This is a genomic window from Streptomyces sp. NBC_01775 (assembly GCF_035917675.1).
Lineage (GTDB): Bacteria > Actinomycetota > Actinomycetes > Streptomycetales > Streptomycetaceae > Streptomyces.
On record NZ_CP109104.1, the window covers coordinates 4,320,356 to 4,336,829 of the forward strand.

17 protein-coding genes, 2 pseudogenes and 1 riboswitch are annotated in these 16,474 nt (G+C 71.3%); of the genes and pseudogenes, 10 read left to right on the forward strand and 9 right to left on the reverse strand.

What is annotated here, in order from left to right; all coding sequences use genetic code 11:
- Nucleotides 1-64 precede the first annotated feature (64 nt).
- Nucleotides 65-161: riboswitch (cobalamin riboswitch) on the reverse strand.
- Between the two features lie 203 nt (nt 162-364).
- From cobG to OHB04_RS19175, 3 genes are all read left to right on the forward strand, one after another.
- The gene (gene cobG / locus OHB04_RS19165) at nt 365-2,077 is read left to right on the forward strand and encodes a precorrin-3B synthase (protein WP_326807886.1); all 1,713 of its coding nucleotides are present in this window, start codon (nt 365-367) and stop codon (nt 2,075-2,077) included.
- Nucleotides 2,078-2,202: 125 nt separating this feature from the next.
- Nucleotides 2,203-2,829: a precorrin-8X methylmutase gene (locus tag OHB04_RS19170; RefSeq protein WP_326692805.1), complete on the forward strand. Its 627-nt coding sequence runs from the start codon at nt 2,203-2,205 to the stop codon at nt 2,827-2,829.
- 146 nt (nt 2,830-2,975) lie between these two features.
- Nucleotides 2,976-4,562: a precorrin-2 C(20)-methyltransferase gene (locus OHB04_RS19175; protein ID WP_442815098.1), complete on the forward strand. Its 1,587-nt coding sequence runs from the start codon at nt 2,976-2,978 to the stop codon at nt 4,560-4,562.
- A gap of 43 nt (nt 4,563-4,605) precedes the next feature.
- On the opposite strand, the gene OHB04_RS19180 is transcribed toward OHB04_RS19175, so the two are convergent.
- Nucleotides 4,606-5,520 carry a helix-turn-helix transcriptional regulator gene (locus OHB04_RS19180; RefSeq protein ID WP_442814879.1) on the reverse strand — a complete coding sequence of 305 codons (915 nt, stop codon included), beginning with the start codon at nt 5,518-5,520 and terminating at the stop codon, nt 4,606-4,608.
- Nucleotides 5,521-5,774: 254 nt separating this feature from the next.
- Here OHB04_RS19180 and OHB04_RS19185 point away from each other — a divergent pair, with 254 nt between their 5' ends.
- Together OHB04_RS19185 and OHB04_RS19190 are read left to right on the forward strand one after the other, a co-directional pair.
- Nucleotides 5,775-6,656, forward strand: coding sequence for an SDR family oxidoreductase (locus tag OHB04_RS19185; protein ID WP_326688905.1), 882 nt, complete (start codon nt 5,775-5,777; stop codon nt 6,654-6,656).
- Between the two features lie 89 nt (nt 6,657-6,745).
- Nucleotides 6,746-6,961, forward strand: coding sequence for a tautomerase family protein (locus OHB04_RS19190; RefSeq protein WP_326688906.1), 216 nt, complete (start codon nt 6,746-6,748; stop codon nt 6,959-6,961).
- Nucleotides 6,962-7,046: 85 nt separating this feature from the next.
- On the opposite strand, the gene OHB04_RS19195 is transcribed toward OHB04_RS19190, so the two are convergent.
- Complete coding sequence (locus OHB04_RS19195) at nt 7,047-8,240, reverse strand: MFS transporter (protein WP_326688907.1); 1,194 nt, start codon at nt 8,238-8,240, stop codon at nt 7,047-7,049.
- A 105-nt stretch (nt 8,241-8,345) separates the two neighbouring features.
- Here OHB04_RS19195 and OHB04_RS19200 point away from each other — a divergent pair, with 105 nt between their 5' ends.
- Nucleotides 8,346-8,957, forward strand: a complete 612-nt coding sequence (locus OHB04_RS19200) for a TetR/AcrR family transcriptional regulator (protein ID WP_326688908.1) — start codon at nt 8,346-8,348, stop codon at nt 8,955-8,957.
- 151 nt (nt 8,958-9,108) lie between these two features.
- On the forward strand, nt 9,109-9,270 hold the full coding sequence (locus OHB04_RS19205) for a hypothetical protein (protein ID WP_326688909.1): 162 nt from the start codon (nt 9,109-9,111) through the stop codon (nt 9,268-9,270).
- Nucleotides 9,271-9,326: 56 nt separating this feature from the next.
- Here OHB04_RS19205 and OHB04_RS19210 read toward each other — a convergent pair whose 3' ends face one another.
- Entirely contained in the window at nt 9,327-9,608 is a 282-nt protein-coding gene (locus OHB04_RS19210; protein ID WP_326688910.1) for a ribosomal protein L7/L12, read from the reverse strand.
- Between the two features lie 192 nt (nt 9,609-9,800).
- Between OHB04_RS19210 and OHB04_RS19215 the strand changes: the two are divergent.
- A pseudogene (locus OHB04_RS19215) lies at nt 9,801-9,926 on the forward strand (IS5/IS1182 family transposase); the annotation flags it as partial.
- 35 nt (nt 9,927-9,961) lie between these two features.
- Here OHB04_RS19215 and OHB04_RS19220 read toward each other — a convergent pair.
- From OHB04_RS19220 to OHB04_RS19235, 4 genes are all read right to left on the reverse strand, one after another.
- Nucleotides 9,962-10,615 carry a hypothetical protein gene (locus tag OHB04_RS19220; protein WP_326807889.1) on the reverse strand — a complete coding sequence of 218 codons (654 nt, stop codon included), beginning with the start codon at nt 10,613-10,615 and terminating at the stop codon, nt 9,962-9,964.
- A gap of 713 nt (nt 10,616-11,328) precedes the next feature.
- On the reverse strand, nt 11,329-11,526 hold the full coding sequence (locus OHB04_RS19225; RefSeq protein WP_326688912.1) for a DUF397 domain-containing protein: 198 nt from the start codon (nt 11,524-11,526) through the stop codon (nt 11,329-11,331).
- Nucleotides 11,519-11,737: a DUF397 domain-containing protein gene (locus tag OHB04_RS19230; protein WP_326688913.1), complete on the reverse strand. Its 219-nt coding sequence runs from the start codon at nt 11,735-11,737 to the stop codon at nt 11,519-11,521. Before OHB04_RS19230 ends, OHB04_RS19225 begins: the two co-directional genes overlap by 8 nt.
- A 5-nt stretch (nt 11,738-11,742) precedes the next feature.
- Nucleotides 11,743-12,627 (reverse strand): helix-turn-helix domain-containing protein, encoded by an 885-nt coding sequence (locus OHB04_RS19235; RefSeq protein ID WP_326688914.1) that lies wholly within the window; start codon nt 12,625-12,627, stop codon nt 11,743-11,745.
- 361 nt (nt 12,628-12,988) lie between these two features.
- Between OHB04_RS19235 and OHB04_RS19240 the strand changes: the two genes are divergently transcribed.
- Nucleotides 12,989-13,345, forward strand: coding sequence for a hypothetical protein (locus tag OHB04_RS19240; protein ID WP_326807890.1), 357 nt, complete (start codon nt 12,989-12,991; stop codon nt 13,343-13,345).
- Nucleotides 13,346-13,348: 3 nt separating this feature from the next.
- Here the strand turns inward: OHB04_RS19240 and OHB04_RS19245 are convergent.
- Both OHB04_RS19245 and OHB04_RS19250 read right to left on the reverse strand, forming a co-directional pair.
- Nucleotides 13,349-14,158 (reverse strand): annotated as a pseudogene (locus OHB04_RS19245) (alpha/beta fold hydrolase); the annotation flags it as partial.
- A gap of 90 nt (nt 14,159-14,248) precedes the next feature.
- Nucleotides 14,249-15,052, reverse strand: coding sequence for a cobalt-precorrin-6A reductase (locus tag OHB04_RS19250; protein WP_326807891.1), 804 nt, complete (start codon nt 15,050-15,052; stop codon nt 14,249-14,251).
- A gap of 51 nt (nt 15,053-15,103) precedes the next feature.
- Between OHB04_RS19250 and OHB04_RS19255 the strand changes: the two genes are divergently transcribed.
- Nucleotides 15,104-16,321 (forward strand): cobalt-precorrin-5B (C(1))-methyltransferase, encoded by a 1,218-nt coding sequence (locus OHB04_RS19255; protein ID WP_326807892.1) that lies wholly within the window; start codon nt 15,104-15,106, stop codon nt 16,319-16,321.
- Nucleotides 16,322-16,474 lie beyond the last annotated feature (153 nt).

Below are 16,474 nucleotides of genomic sequence, written 5' to 3' on the forward strand. Positions count from 1 at the left end.
TCTCCCCTGCTCCGGGGCCCCTCCCGTCCGAAGGCTGGGGGAGGATCCGAGAGCGTGGAGAAGGGAGTTCCTGACTCACCCGGCCGCTGGGGCCGAGCTCACAGTGGCGGGACCGCGCCGGATTCACACCGGGCTTCCTCCCCTGTCGCCGTCGTCGGCGATGGCGGACCGGGTGGCCCGCCGACAAGCATCGTAAGGGTGTGGGGGCGGGGGCGGGGAGTACGGGTTCCGCAGCACGGCTTCCGACAGACGGGCCGGGGCGGGTGGGGACAGGGTGGGGCTGGGGTGGGTGGGGCTGGTGTGGGGCTGGGGGCCATCAGCACGGCCCGGGGCGGGCCCGAAAGGGATGAGTATGCTCGCCGCCATGGCCACGCCCCCCACCAGCCCGTTCGCCCAGGACGCGACACCGCCGCGCGACCGCGTTCGCGTTGGCGAACGCGAAACGGGGGTCGAGCTCGGACTCCGGCGGGGGCCGAGCGCCGCCGGGGATGGGCCGGAGGCCAGGGACGGGCACGAGACCGGGGACGGGCACGAGACCGGGGACGGGCACCAGACCGAGGACGGGCACCAGACCGAGGACGGGCACGAGCTCGTCAGTAGGTCGGGGCCCAGGGACGGGGACGAGCCCGGCGGCGAGCCGGTTCGCGGGGGCCTGCCCGTGGGGGCGCCTCGCCGTTCGGTCGGGGGTTCGTCCGCCGCGCGGACTTCGCGGTCCTCCGGGGACGCCTGTCCCGGTGCGTTGCGGCTGCACCAGGCGGATGACGGGGCGCTCGCGCGCGTCCGTCTGCCCGGTGGCGTGCTGAGCGCGGAGCAGGCTGAGGTGCTGGCGGAGTGTGCGGTGGGGCTCGGGGATGGCGGGCTCCATTTGACCTCGCGGGGCAACGTGCAATTGCGGGGGCTCTCCGCCGACTGCGGGGCCGAGCTGGCGGAACTGCTCGGTGCGGCGGGGCTGCTGCCCTCCCCCGCGCACGAACGGGTGCGCAACATCGTGGCGTCGCCGCTGTCGGGGCTCGACGGGCACGGGTCGGCGGACGTGCGGCCCTGGCTGACCGAGCTGGACCAGCTGCTGTGCACAAGCGAAGCCGCACAGGAACTTTCGGGGCGCTTTCTATTCGCGCTGGACGACGGCAGGGGCGACGTGGCCGCGCTGGGCGCGGATGTGACGTTGCTCGCTGTCGGGAGCGGCGAGGCGCTGCTGGTCGTGGGCGGAGCCGCCCTCCGTATGGACGCCTCGAACGGGGCGCGGGCCGCCCTCATCGCCGCCGAGGTCTTCCTGGAGACGGCGCGCGAGTGCGGCGTACGCGCCTGGCGGGTCGCCGAACTCCTGGCGGAGGGGCCGGTCGAGGCAGCGGAGCCGGCCCGGCGTGTTGCCCGGCGGGTCCCCGGCACGCGGGTTGCTGCCGTGCCGTCGCTCGGCCCCGCCGGGGAGGGGCCCGCGCCTGGTCTCGTGCCGTACCCGGGGCGGAGGAGGCGAGGGCAGGACGGGACGCAGGGTCCCGAAGGGGCCGTCGCGCTGTCCGTGCTCGCTCCCCTCGGGCTGCTGTCGGCCGCCCAGTGGCGGTTGTTGGCCGACACCGCGCGTCGGGAAGGCGCGGGGGAGCTTCGGCTGACGCCCTGGCGTGGGGTCGTCGTGCCCGGCGTGCGGCCGGAGAACGCCGCAGCGGCACTGGCCGCGCTCGCCGCCGCCGGGCTGGTGACCGGGCCCGGCTCGCCCTGGCGGGGAGTGGGCGCCTGTACGGGGCGGCCGGGCTGCGCGCGCTCGTTGGCCGACGTACGGAAGGACGCGGCGTCCACCCTCGGTACCGGGGGCGGGCTGCCGGTGTACTGGTCCGGCTGCGCCCGGCGCTGTGGACGTCCGCCGGGCGCTCACGTGGACGTCGTCGCGGACGAGGACGGCTACCGCGTGTCCGTCGTCGGAGCGGGAGACGTACCCCCCGGCCGGGCCTCCACGATCGCCTCTTCCGAGCTCACCGAAGGGCTCACCGATGGGCTCGCCGAAGGGCTCACCGGAGAGCTCGCCGACATCGTGGCGGCGGCACGCGCCTCCGGCGGAGACACGGAGACCACCGCCACATGAGCACCACCACCAGCACCAGCACCAGCACCAGCACCAGCACCAGCACCATCCGCAATCGCCACATCCCCACCACCGACACCCCCACCAGCGACATCCGCACCAGCAATGAAGGCAGCGAGAACACCGTGTTCGACTACGAAAAGGACGGCGCGGCCATCTACCGCCAGTCCTTTGCCACCATCCGCGCCGAGGCGGACCTCGCGGGGCTGCCCGCCGACGTCAGCCAGGTCGCGGTCCGGATGATCCACGCCTGCGGGATGGTCGACCTCGTACGGGACCTCGTCCACACCCCGCACGTGGTCGCCCGCGCCCGCGAGGCGCTGCGCGCGGGGGCGCCGATCCTGTGCGACGTCGCCATGATCGCCAGCGGCGTGACCCGCAGGCGGCTGCCGGCCGACAACGAGGTGGTGTGCACGCTGTCCGAGCCCTCCGTGCCCGCGCTCGCCGCCGAGCTGGGCACGACCCGTACCGCCGCGGCGCTCGAACTGTGGCGCGACCGGCTCGCGGGCTCCGTCGTCGCCGTCGGCAACGCGCCCACCGCGCTCTTCCGGCTGCTGGAGATGATCGAGGACGGCGCACCGCGTCCGGCCGCCGTCATCGGGGTGCCCGTCGGATTCGTCGGAGCCGTCGAGTCCAAACAGGCGCTGGCCGCACACCCGTCGGGGCTCGACCACCTGGTCGTCCACGGGCGCCGGGGCGGCAGCGCCCTCGCGGTGGCCGCGCTCAACGCGATCGCGAGTGAGGAAGAGTGACCGTGACCGGGAACGACGCCGTGGACAACGACGCCGTAAACGACGACGCCGAACGCCACGACGTCGAACGCCACGAAGCCGTCCACAACGACGCGACGTCCGGGCGGCTGCTCGGGGTCGGGCTCGGGCCCGGCGACCCGTCGTTGATGACCGTGCGTGCCGTCCAGGCCATCGCCGAGGCGGACGTGGTCGCCTACCACAGCGCCCAGCACGGCCGTTCGATCGCGCGCTCCATCGCCGCCGAACACCTGCGCGCCGACCACATCGAGGAGGCGCTGGTCTACCCCGTCACCACGGAGAACACCGACCACCCCGGCGGCTACCGGGGCGCGCTGGAGGAGTTCTACGCCGAGGCCGCCGAGCGGCTGGCCGCGCACCTGGACGCGGGCAGGACCGTCGCCGTACTCGCCGAGGGCGACCCGCTCTTCTACGGCTCCTACATGCACATGCACAAGCGGCTCGCGCACCGCTACCCGACCGAGGTGATCCCCGGCGTCACCTCCGTGAGCGCCGCAGCCGCCCGGCTGGGCACCCCGCTCTCGGAGGGCGAGGAGGCCCTGACGGTGCTGCCGGGCACCCTGCCCGAGGAGGAGCTGACCGCGCGGCTCGCCTCCACCGACGCGGTGGCGGTGATGAAACTCGGACGTACGTTCCCGAAGGTGCGCCGCGCGCTGGAGCGTTCGGGCCGGCTGGACGAGGCGCGCTATGTGGAGCGCGCCACGATGGACGGGGAGCGCACGGGCCGGCTCGCGGAGGTGGACCCGGAGTCGGTGCCGTACTTCGCGGTGGCGGTGCTGCCCAGCCGCGTGGCGGCGCTGCCCAGTCCGGTGGACGGGGCTCGCTTCGGCGAGGCGGCGCAAACGGGAACACACCCGGACACCGACGCAGGCACCGACGCAGGCACCGACACGGACACGGGCACGGGCACCGATGCCGCTGTCGACGGCGGCGAGATCGTCGTCGTCGGGACGGGGCCCGCGGGGCCGTTGTGGCTGACGCCCGAGACGCGGGGCGCGCTGGCGGCGGCCGACGACCTCGTCGGTTACACCACCTATCTGGACCGGGTACCGAGGCGCCCCGGGCAGCGCCGCCACGGTACCGACAACCGCGTCGAGTCCGAGCGCGCCGAGTTCGCGCTCGACCTGGCGCGGCGCGGCCGGCGGGTCGCCGTCGTCTCCGGTGGCGACCCCGGCGTCTTCGCGATGGCGACCGCCGTGGTGGAGGTCGCGGCGCAGGAACCGTACGCGGACGTTCCGCTACGGGTGCTGCCCGGGGTGACCGCTGCCAACGCCGCCGCTGCCGCCGCGGGCGCGCCGCTCGGCCACGACTACGCCGTGCTCTCCCTCTCCGACCGCCTCAAGCCGTGGGAGGTCATCGCCGAACGCCTGCGCGCCGCCGCCGCCGCGGATCTGGCGCTCGCGCTCTACAACCCCGGCTCGCGCAGCCGCACATGGCAGGTAGGCAAGGCCCGCGAGGTCCTGCTCGAACACCGCGCCCCCGACACCCCCGTGGTGCTGGCCCGCGATGTCGGCGGCCCGGAGCAGCGCATACGCACCGTGCCGCTGGCCGAACTCGACCCGTCGCAGGTGGACATGCGGACGTTGCTGATCGTCGGCTCGTCCCAGACTCGGGTCGCCCGGCGCGGCGAGAGCGGTGCCGGGACCGGGACCGGGACCGAGGTCGTATGGACCCCACGCCGGTACCCGGAGGACGGACGCCCGGCCGAGGGGTAACACCGGACGACGGCCCACGGCCCACAGCCTGCCCCGACGCTGCTCAGGCCTGTTGCCGTCCCAGTTCGTCCGCGTCGGGCATGTCCCGAGCGTCGGGCATCTCCCGAGCATCGGACATGTCCTGAGTGCCGATGACGGAGAGCAACTCCAGCTGGTCGGCGCCCTCGGTGCCGGGCGGGGCGGTGAACCACAGGAGGCGTTGGCAGCCGTCCTCGCTGAACAGGTTGTGGCAGTCCAGCTCGATGAGGCCCAGGACGGGGTGGACGATGCGTTTGTGGTCCGTCCGCCGGAGGGCGACGTCGTGGGTGTCCCAGAGGGCGGCGAACTCCGGGCTGCGTGCGCGCAGCCCGGCAACCATCCGGGTCACCTCGGTGTCGTGGCCGCGCCGGGCGGCGACGGCCTGGAGGTCGGCGACGAAGACCCGGGAGTGGTGGGGGTGGTCCTCGACCGGGTAGACGATCCGGGCGTCGGGGTCGGTGAACCAGCGGTGGACGAAGCTCGCCTCGGGGCCGCGCAGCGCGGGGGGCCGGCCGACGAGCGTGGCGGCCAGCGGGTTCTGGACGAGGATTTCGTGCAGGTCGGTGATGATCTGCGCGGGGGTGGTGGTGAGCTGGTCCAGGAGGTGCAGCAAACCGGGCTGTACGTGCGCGGCCGGGCCGTGCGCGGCCGGGGGGATCGGCCGGTCGGCGAGGTGGAACAGGTGGTCGCGTCCGTCGCCGTTCAGCCGCAGCGCGCGGGCGAGGGAGACCAGCACCTGGGTCGAGGGCTGGGCGCCGCGTCCGCGTTCGAGCTCTGTGTAGTAGTCCGCGGACAGGCCCGCCAGCTGGGCGACCTCCTCGCGCCGCAGCCCGGGGACCCGGCGGCGGGGGCCGGTGGGCAGACCGACGTCGGACGGGCGAATCCGGTCGCGCCGGGACTTCAGGTATGCGGCGAGCTCAGCGTGATGCACGCCCCCCATTGTCGCGCGCACCGGTGTGCTGAGGCAGGGGACGGTAACCCCAGGGTGGGCTCAGCCCTGGCTGGCGGGGGGACGCGGGCGCACGCTGGAGAGGCGGACAGGGCGTCGCGCACCGTGACGCCGACGCTCCGCACCACGCCCCACCCGTCGGGTGGCGCCCACGCCCCACCCGTCGCGGCGCCCACGCCCCACCCGTCGTGGCCCCACGGCCCACCCGCCGTGGCAGCCCCTATCCGGCCTTGTCAGGAGCCTCCATGTCCTCCCCAGAGAGCGCGACGTCTTCCCAAGAGAACGCGTCCTCCCCAGAGAACGCGACGTCTTCCCAAGAGAACGCGTCCTCCCCAGAGAACGCGACGTCCTCCCCAGAGAGCGCGACGAGTCACGCCGCGTCCGGTCACGGCGCCGGCCGGCCCCGCGTCGCCATCGTCACCGGTGGCTCGCGTGGCATCGGCCGCGAGACGGTGGGCCGGCTGGCGGCCGACGGATTCGCTGTCGTCGTCGGTTACGCGGGCGGCCGTGACCCGGCCGAGGCCGCCGCCCGGCAGGTCACCGCCGCTGGTGGCCGGGCGGTCGCGGTCCAGGCGGACGTCGCCGACGAAGACCAGGTGGCCGCCATGTTCGCCACCGCCGAGTCCGAGTTCGGGGGCGTGGACGTCGTCGTGCACGCGGCCGGCCGTATGTACCTTTCCACTGTCGCGGAGCTGGACCTGGCGGAACTGGACGCCCTCCACCGCACCAACATCCGTGGCACCTTCGTGGTCGCCCGGCAGGCGGCCCGGACGATCCGCGACGGCGGCGCCGTCGTCACCCTCTCCACGTCCGTGGTGGGGCTGGCCTTCCCCACTTACGGCGCCTACAGCGCGAGCAAGGGCGCGGTCGAGGCCCTCACGATGATCCTCGCCCGCGAAATGCGCGGCCGGGACGTCACGGTCAACGCCGTCGCGCCCGGCCCCACCGCCACCGACCTGTTCTTCGAGGGCAAGGACGAGGAAGCCATCGCCCGGCTGGCCGCGCAACCCCCGCTGGAACGCCTGGGCACCCCCGCGGACATCGCCGAGGCGATCGCCTTCCTCGCCTCACCGGCCGGCCACTGGGTCAACGGCCAGGTCCTCCGTGCCAACGGCGGCATCATCTGACCGCCCCGGCGCGGCGCGCCCCGCTCACCGCGGGCAGCTTCCTGCAATCCCACCCCGGAACCTGTTGATCCCACCGAAAGAGAACCACCATGCCGTTCGCGAATTTCAAGGTCCCCGCCGGAACCCTCGACGAGACGCAGAAGGAGAAGATCGTCACCCGCGCCACCGAGCTGTACGTCGAGATCTACGGCGAACGGGCCCGCGCCAACACCATGGTCCTGGTCGAGGAGGTCACCGACGGCGGCTGGGGAATCGGCGGCAACGTTCTGACCCTCGCCATGCTCCAGCAGCCGCCCGAGGGCTGACGCCCCCCACGCCCCCCACCACGGCCGGGCAGCGGTCCCGTTCAGATCGCCGCCCGGCGGCGAGGAGGGTCCGGTCAGTTCTCGATCAACGCCCTGCGGGGAATGCTGCGCGCCGGCCGAAGCCGACCGTGACGAGCGCCAGGAGTGTGAGAGCGATCATCCCGGCTGGAAGAACCGGTGCGCCCACGCCATCGACGACCACAGCCCCCAATGCACCGCCCGCAAAGATCGCCAAGTTGAAGGAGGTCGTCAGCATCGCGTTCGCCGCATCGGCGTTCTCGCCCGCGGCCTCCCCCAAGGCCGTCTGCAACTGCGTCGCCGAGCCGCCGAACGCGAGGCCCCACAGGACGGTCGCGAGCAGCACGAGCACAGTGGACTGTTGCGCGGCGGCAAGAACCCCTCCGGCGACGATGAACAGGATCACACTCGCCAGGGTGAGCCTGCGAAGTGCGCGGTCGATGAACACGCCGGTGATCCAGATACCTCCGAGCGCAGCGAGGCCGAAGACGAGAAGTGTGACGTCGGGCCGGAGGGCGAGACGCATCTGGTGCAGATAGGAAGCGATGTAGGTGTAGAGCAGGTTGTGCGCGAGCATCCAGACGAATACGACGGTGAGGATGGTCGCCACGCCGGGAATGCCCAGCACTCGGCTGAGCGGAGCGCGTGTCCGCGCCGACTGCCCCGGGGCGTCGGGCACGAGGAACTTCGCGAAGACCATGACGATGACGCTGAGCAGTGCCATCGCGGCGAAGGACCAGCGCCACCCGACCGTCGAGCCCAGCCAGGCGCCAAGGGGTGTTCCGACGCCGAGCGCGACCGGGGTTCCGGTCATGGCGATGGCAAGGGCACGCCCGGCGTGCTCAGGTGCGGCGATACGCCGGGCGTATCCGGCGAGCATGCCCCACAGCAGCCCGGAGAAGGCTCCCCCGACGAACCGGGCGACAAGAGCGACGGTGAACGACGGCGATACCGCGGTGACGACGTTCGCGACGAGGAACCCGAGCAGGCCGGCAAGGAGGAGCGGCTTCCGCCGTGCCCCGCGCGTCAGCGCGATCGCGGGTATCGCCGCGAGGACCGTTCCGATCGCGTAGGCGCTCACGAGCTGGCCGGCGCCGCCTTCGGAGACGTCGAGTCCGGCAGCGAGCTGCGGGAGCAGCCCCGCCGGCAGCGTCTCGGTCATGATCACGATGAATCCGGTGCACGCCATCACCACCAGCGCCGGAACGGGGAACGACTCGTGCGCTCGCTCGCGGACCGGCGTGGGGCACGTTGTGGTCATCGGGGCGGACTCCTCCACTAGTTATGGATTGACTGATCCGATATTGATAGACGTGCTTACGGGTGTCAAACTGGATCAGTCAGTCCGCAATAGAGGAGGTTCGCCGTGTCCCCCATCGGCCGTCCCCGCATCTTCGACATGGAGGCCGTCCTGGAGGCCGCGATGCTGCTGTTCTGGGAACAGGGCTACGAAGCGACATCGCTGGCCCAGCTCCGCGAGACCACAGGACTGTCCTCCGCGAGCCTCTACGGCGCCTTCGGCTCGAAGGAGGGACTGTTCGAGAAGGCCGTTGAGCACTACATCGCCGGACCGGGCAGCGTCACCGATGTCGTGGCCGACGAGGCGGAAAGTCCCCGCGAGGCCATCGCCCGGCTCCTCCACGGGTCGATCAACATGCAGACCGACCCATCCCACCCTCGCGGATGCCTCGTCGCCCTCTCGGGGACGGTCCGGGCACCGGGAGCAGGCGAGGCCGGAGCGCGAAAGGTCGTAGCGGCGCGCCGCGCAGCGGACCGAGCACGCATCAGGGCGTGCGTCGTACGCGGCATCACCTCATCAGGAGAACTCGCCGAAGACACCGACGTGGACGGCCTCACGTCAATGATCCACGGCTTCTTGCTCGGTATTTCGACACAGGTATGTGACGGCACATCAGCACGGCACCTGCACGCCGCGGCCGACGCCGTGCTCGCGAACTGGGACACACAGGGACGCTGACGCTCACGCGCACCACACGTCGGCATCGCTCCACGCACAGCCCCCGGAACCGCACGACTTCAGGTGGCATGAATCGCGTGCACAGCCGGCGGCGCACCTGGCCGCCCTGGCCCGCTGACTGCCGGGCAACCCGTCGATTACCCGGCCAACGATGCGAGACGAGCCACGAGGCGGGCTTTCGAGCACGCAGCATCTCGCGAATGCGTCGGCGTACGCGGGGGCACAAGGCGGCAACGCGCTCGCCGTACTGGAACGTATCGAGCGGGACGTCCCGCTGCACATCGTCGACCGGAACCGGCCCAGCGTGCTGTAGCCGCACCGTGCCCGGTGAATGAGCCACCGGCGGACGCCATGTCCTCCGGTCCCCGGCTAGACCATGCGGTCGACGACGTTCTTGGCCTCTTTCAGGCCCTCGCCGGTCAGCTCCCGGTACCGCTTGATCGCCTGGATCTTCTGGCCGGAACGCGCGAGTTCGGCCACCTCGGCGAGCCACGGATCGTGTTCCTGGACCCCTAGGTGTTCGAGGATCAGGTCCACCTTGCGCTCGACGCGCGCCAAGCGCCGGTCGGTGCGGACGATCCGGGCCTCGATGCCGTGCACGGCGACGAAGACCAGCAGGCCCACGACGACGCAGCCGATGAGTATCTCCATGGCAACGATCTAATCAGCCAACCGCCGGGCCCCTGCCGACCGGGGGTTTCCGATGGCAGGGACCCAGCGGAGTACATCTCCTGCTAGCTGCTTCTTTCGGATCACGCAGCTCCCCCGTTGTGAGCCTCAGAAATACAGGTACAAGCCGTGAGGTGATACAGCCGAACGCGATGGCGACCCACCCGACTTCGAAGGGCGGAACACGTATTCGCCCGGATGAAGAATGGGAAAATCCTCCGCGACTGCCGCTGTCGCGGCAACGGCGCCTACTGGGCTGCCGACGGAATCGCCCACATGCACAACCTCGCCCACACCTGAACTCTTACGAGACGACGTTTACTGGCCTCGAACGCCTATTTGACGCCGCCGCCTCCTGAACGCCTATGGCCGCTCCCCTGCCCATTCCCCTGCCCAGACTTGGATGAATGATGGTGGCTCGATGAATGATGACGATGGCTCGATGAATGATGACCGTGTTCCGATGGCGCTTGGTAAGAACCCTGTCCCCTGGAATTACTGCTGAAGGGGGCATTGCTGTACTGCGCGAAGGTCTGCTGCTGCTGGTAGTGGCGCAGGTTTTCCCTCGTGACATCGTTGATCCTGCCGAAGGCCTCCTGGAACTGAACGCGTTGCGCCACGGTGAACGAGGCGGCGTCCAAGTTTCCCTGCGTGGGATTCGTCCTCGCCTTATCCGCCCAGAAGGCTGACTCACGTGAGGCTATGAACTCATGGGCCTCCCTCGCGTATGGGGAGTTGATTGGGGTCAGGTAGGCGTTCTTCAGTGCCTCACTGCGGAAACACCTGTCGACGTCCTCGGCACCGCGCTCTCCGGCAGCCAACTGAATGGTGCTGATGGATGCCACGATGGCGTCGCCCACGGTCGTCTGATCCGATGGCACATTGTTGTCCCGGAGCACGCCCTGGATGTGCTGGATGGCTCGCGCACGAGGTTGCCCCGGAGATTCCGCCATGTTTCTCAGGCCCAAAACTTTGCTGAGTGAGTCCATTTCGTCTCTCCTCCTTGCTGGTAGTCAGGACTGTTGGACATCACTACGTGGATCGGGTCGTAGCGGTTCACGCGCGCGCCGACTCCTTCGGTACCGCCACCCCCACCTGGGCCTTCCTGACTGAGAGCGGGAGCCGCCCGGCTGAACCGGCCCCATGGGCCCGCCGACCGATCATGGCGAGGAGTCCTCCGCGGCAGCGGCTCTGGCCTAGAGAGTCCGTTTCGATCACGTGGCTGACCAGCTGAAGCTTCCTGAGAGGTGGAGTGTGGCGAAATGGAAATGGGCGGGCTTCTCGTAGCGGGTGGCCAGGCCGCGCCATTGCTTGAGCCGCCTGAAGCGGTATTCGACGACGTCGCGTCTTTTGCAGGCGTCACGGTCGAAGGCGGGCGGTCCGCCTCCGCCGCGTCCGCGTCGCTTGCGGTGGGCGGGCTGGTCCGCAGGTTGCGGGACCACCGCCTTGATGCCCCGTCCTCGCAGGTGGGCCGGTATGCGCGTGAACGCGGGCGCGTCGTCTGCCTGGCCGGGCGGGAGAGGGAAGGCCAGGGGCCGGCAGCGGCTGTCGGCCCCCAAGGGGATCTGGGTCGTCGGTCCGCTGCGGGACCGGCCGATGGCGTGGTCGTGCGGCTCACCGGGGCCCCTGTTGAGGAGCCCCGGCTTTTGAGGGGCCCGGCCGCGTGCTCGTGGGCGCGGACGACGCGTGAAGTACTCGCGGCTCAGCCGACGGCGGGCGCTTCGCCCCTCAGCGCGGTGAGGAACGCGGACCAGGCGTCAGCCCCGAACGCGAACGCGGGGCCGTCGGGCTGCTTGGAGTCCCGTACGGCCATCACGCCACCACCCAGGCGGGCACCTTCGACGCACTCGCCGCCCTGATTGTCGCTGTAGCTCGACTTGAACCAGGCGGGCTCAAGCATGGCCCTCGCCCCCACCCTTCAATGACGTGACGAACGCGGACCAGACGTCAGCCCGGAACGCGAACGCGGGGCCGTCGGGCTGCTTGGAGTCCCGTACGGCCATCACACCACCACCCAGGCGGGCACCTTCGACGCACTCGCCGCCCTGATCGTTGCTGTAACTCGACTTGAACCAGGCAGCGTCGCCGGAAACCTCAGCCATGCTGTTCATCGATATCAATGCTCCTTGACTGCTTTCTTGATCAGGCTCAGGGACTCCTGCGGTCCCGGAGCCAGTGCTTGCAGGTCGGTGAACGCCTCCTCGTACCGCTCCACATCCCCTTCTCGACGGCTGATCCACACGTCCGCCATGTTCTCCAGGTAGACGAGCGACCGCATCGCAGCGCGGTCAGGGAATTGCAGAACAACGAACGAGCCGTTCATTCCTGGATGCGCACCGGAGCTGAACGGCACCACCTGTACGCGCACGTTCCGAAAGGACGTAGCCACGTCCACGATGTGACCCAGTTGGTCGCGCATCACCTGTGAACCGCCAACCGTGCGGTGCAGCACGGCTTCGTTGATGATGGCCGTCAGCTTCAGCGGCGAGTCCTTCCGCCACAGCACCTCCTGACGGTTCATCCGCACAGCAACCAGGCTATCCACTTCTTCCGTGCTCATACCCTGGTGAGCACGCTCGTGGATCACGCGCACATACGCCTCGGTTTGCAGCAACCCCGGCACGAACTCGGATGCGTAGTTCTGGAAGACACTTGCCGTGGCCTCCAACCCCAAGTACGCCTTGAAACCCGGCCGGATCACCGGCCGGTACTCCGCCGACTGCCACCAGTCCCGCCGCGTCTTGGTCACCGCCGCGTACCCCTGCAACATCGCCCGCTTCTCCGGGGTCGCCCCGTAGATCTCGCAGAGCGCTATGACGTCCGACGGCTCCACCGCCACGTTCTCGCCCGTCTCCAGACGGGTCAGCTTCGAGGGGCTCCACAGGAGCTTTCTGACGACGGTGCGCCCGTTGAAGCCTGCGGCCAGGCGCAGTTGGCGCAGCTCACTGCCGAGTTGCAAGCGGCACAGCGCGGGCGTGGCCGACTCGATGTCGGTGATCATCTGTTTCCTTCCTCCGGTAGCGCGAGGAACGTTCCGCGTGCGAGCGGGACATCACGGCGGTCGGTGAACTCGCCGCTGAGCAGCGGGAGTTCGCGTGGAAACTTAAGCGCGCAATCCCACTGACTCCGTTCCAACCGTAGCCGCGACGGTGCCACTCTGTCCTTGGTTGCTCACAGAGCGCGCACGGAGCACACGGAGCGCGCGAGGCGCATGGAGCGCACGGAGGAAGTTCATGACGAGTTACCGATCAGCGGCGTGCGGCCTCGGCAGGCACGGGGACTGTCGTCACGCCAACCCCAGGAAGGCGCCGACGGGCGTGCCGGTGACGTACGAGGCGTGCGCCTGCGCGTGCCACAAAGGGATGGAAGGGACCCGTATGTGGATCTACGACCGGGAACGGACCCCCGCGTCCGCCGCGCCGGAACTGAGGCTGCTGCCGTGGGTCACGGACGCGGGCAACCCCTGCTACCTGAGCGGCGAAGCGGACTCCGTACTCGCCGTCTACGCCGACGAGCTTGAGGACGCCCAGCTCGCGGACGGCGCGCGTGCGCTGAGGCGGATCGTGGAGCTTCTCGACAACGTGGCTGCCGCGGACGACGAGACGGCACAGACCGTCAAGGAGGCCGCGGCGGCGCTGAGCAACGTCCTCCGGGTCGCCGACAGCAGGGGCGCCCGGCTTCCGGACGCGGAGGAGGACGCCGGTCACTCACCGGGGTAGTGGCTACGCCGCCGCCCGGTAGGGGCGGAAGAACGCGCGCAGCTCCTCCGCGTACAGCTCGGGGTCCTCGATCGGCGCGAAGTGCCCGCCGTGCGCGGGCTCGGTGACGCGCGCGAGGTTCGTCGTACGTTCGAGCCAGGCGCGCGGCGGGCGGACGATGTCGCCGGGGAAGAGCGAGAAACCGGACGGCACCTCGACCCGGCGGGCGTGCTGCGCGGGCGGGATCGCGGCGTTCGCGCGGTACATGCGCATCGACGAGCCGATCGTCCCCGTGAGCCAGTAGAGCGTGACGTTCGTGAGGATCTCGTCCTTCGTGAAGCTCTGTTCGACGTCGCCGTCACAGTCGCTCCACGCCCGGAGCTTCTCGACGATCCAGGCGGCCAGCCCGGCCGGAGAGTCGTTGAGGCCGAAGGCGACGGTCTGGGGCTTCGTGCGGTGCATGGCGGTGTAGCCGCCCTCCGCCGCGCCCCAGGTCGCGACGCCCTCCACCCAGGCGCGCTCTTCGGGTGTCAGCTCCGCCGGGTCGCCGGTGAAGACGGCCACGCCCCCGTCCATGCGGTGGACGGCCACGACCCGGTCGGGGTGGTCGAGCGCGAGGTAGCGGCTCACATGGCTGCCGATGTCCCCGCCCGCCGCGCCGAACCGCTCGTAGCCGAGGACGTCCATGAGCTCCGCCCACAGGCCGGCGACGGCGATGGAGTCGAGCGGCGGGCCGGCGGGGCGGTCGGAGTATCCGAAGCCCGGCATGTCGGGCACGATCACGTCGAACGCGTCGGCCGGATCGGCGCCGTGCGCGCCGGGGTCGGTGAGAAGCGCCCGGTGGGCGGGCGGGGTTGATCGGTGGGCGAGCGGGATTGCTCGGCGGGCACGCGGGTTGCTCGGCGAGCTCGCCGAGGGGGGCTCTCAGAGTGCCCGTACCGCCTCCGCCGCCTCCTGCGGACCGGCCACCACCCGCACCCCCTCCGGCACCGGAGGCCGCCGGACCACCACCACCGGGATGCCCGCCTCGCGCGCGGCCACCAGCTTGGGTGCCGTCGCCGCGCCGCCGCTGTCCTTCGTCACCAGGACGTCGATGCGGTGGCCGCGCAGCAGGTCCCGTTCCGCCTCCAGTGAGAACGGTCCGCGCTCCAGCAGCAGCTCCAGCCGGGCCGGGAGCGGCTGCCCCGGCTCCGGCGGGTCGACGGAGCGGGCGAGGAACCACAAGTCCGCCGATCCCGGCCCGGCGAAGGCGGCGAGTCCCATGCGTCCCGTCGTCAGGAAGACCCGGCGCCCCAGCCCCGGCAGCAGCGCCGCCGCCTCCGTCAGGGAACCGGCCGGATGCCAGTCGTCGCCCTCACCCGCGACCCAGCCGGGGCGGCGCAACGCGAGCAGGGGAACATGGGCGGTGGCCGCGGCCCGCGCGGCGTTGAAGCTGATGGTCTCGGCGAAGGGATGGGTGGCGTCGATGAGTACGTCCACGCGGTGCTCGCGCAGCCATTCCGTCAGGCCCGCCACTCCCCCGAACCCCCCGACCCGCACCTCGCCCGGCGGCAGCCGCGGGTCGGCGACCCGGCCCGCGAGGGAGCTGGTCGTCCGAAGGCCCGGCCCGGCGCGGTGGTCCCGTCCGGCGCTGTGGTCCGGGCCCGCGCCATGGTCCGGCCCCGCGCCGTGCAGCAGTCCGGCCAGCTGCCGGGCCTCGGTGGTGCCGCCCAGGATCAGTACGTGCACGGAGCGTGGGTCCCTTCATGGTTGAGGTTCACATCATGGGTGAGGGTCACAGTGGGACATAGTGAGCCCAAAGGCGGACGCGGCGCCCAACTCAAGCACACCGGGCTGCGCCCCGGCTGGACGACCGGTGCCTGCGCGACGGCGGCGGCCACCGCCGCCTACACCGCGCTGCTGACCGGCGACTTTCCCGACCCCGTGACGATCACCCTGCCCAAGGGCCAGACACCCGCCTTCGCGCTGGCGAAGGAAGAGCTGAGCGAGGGCGCCGCCATGGCGGGCGTCGTCAAGGACGCGGGGGACGATCCGGACGTCACCCACGGGGCCGTCGTCCGTGCGACGGTACGGCCGCTGGGCCCCGGTTCCGGGGTCGTCTTCCGCGCCGGACCGGGGGTCGGCACGGTCACCCGGCCGGGGCTCCCGCTGGAGGTGGGCGAACCGGCGGTCAATCCCGTGCCGCGCCAGCTGATCCGCGAGCACCTGGCGCGGGTGGCGGCGCGGTACGGCAGCGGCGGCGGCATGGAGGCCGCAGCCGAGGCCGGTGTCGAGGCCGAGGCCGGTGTCGAGGCCGACGTCGAGGTGACGCTGTCGGTCGACAACGGCGAGGAGATCGCCCGCTCGACATGGAACCCGCGCCTCGGGATCCTGGGCGGGCTGTCGATCCTGGGCACGACCGGCATCGTCGTCCCGTACTCGTGCTCGGCCTGGATCGACTCGATCCGCCGTGGAGTGGATGTGGCGCGGGCGGCGGGGCGGACGCATGTGGCGGGGTGTACGGGCTCGACGTCGGAGCGGACGGTCGTCGCCGAGTACGGGCTGCCCGAGGACGCGCTGCTGGACATGGGGGACTTCGCCGGCGCCGTACTCAAGTATGTGCGCCGCCACCCCGTCGACCGGCTGACGGTGTGCGGCGGCTTCGCCAAGCTGTCCAAACTGGCGGCCGGCCACCTGGACCTGCACTCCCAGCGCTCCCAGGTCGACAAGGCCTTCCTGGCGGAGCTGGCCCGGCGCGGCGGCGCGGGGGCGGCGCTGGCCGCCGAGGTGGAAGGGGCCAACACGGGATTGGCCGCGCTCCAGCTGTGCGCGGCGGCGGGCGTCCCGCTCGGCGACCTCGTCGCGGAGTCCGCGCGCGATGAGGCGCTGGCGGTGCTGCGGGGTGCGCCGGTGCGCGTGGACGTGATCTGCATCGACCGCGCGGGGGCGGTCGTGGGCCGCAGCGAGGTCCGCCGGACCTTGTCCGGCGGACACGGTTTGAAGGCCCCGCCTCCCTGACCGACCCCGCTGCCCTCTTCCGCCGCCACCCTCTTCCGCCGCCACGGCGGCCAACCACACACCACGCAACCGGCGGTGCCAAACCGGCCCCCACGGCCGGAACGGCACCGCCGGACCGCAGTACCGAGCTCCTCGCCGTCGCGGCGGAAAGAA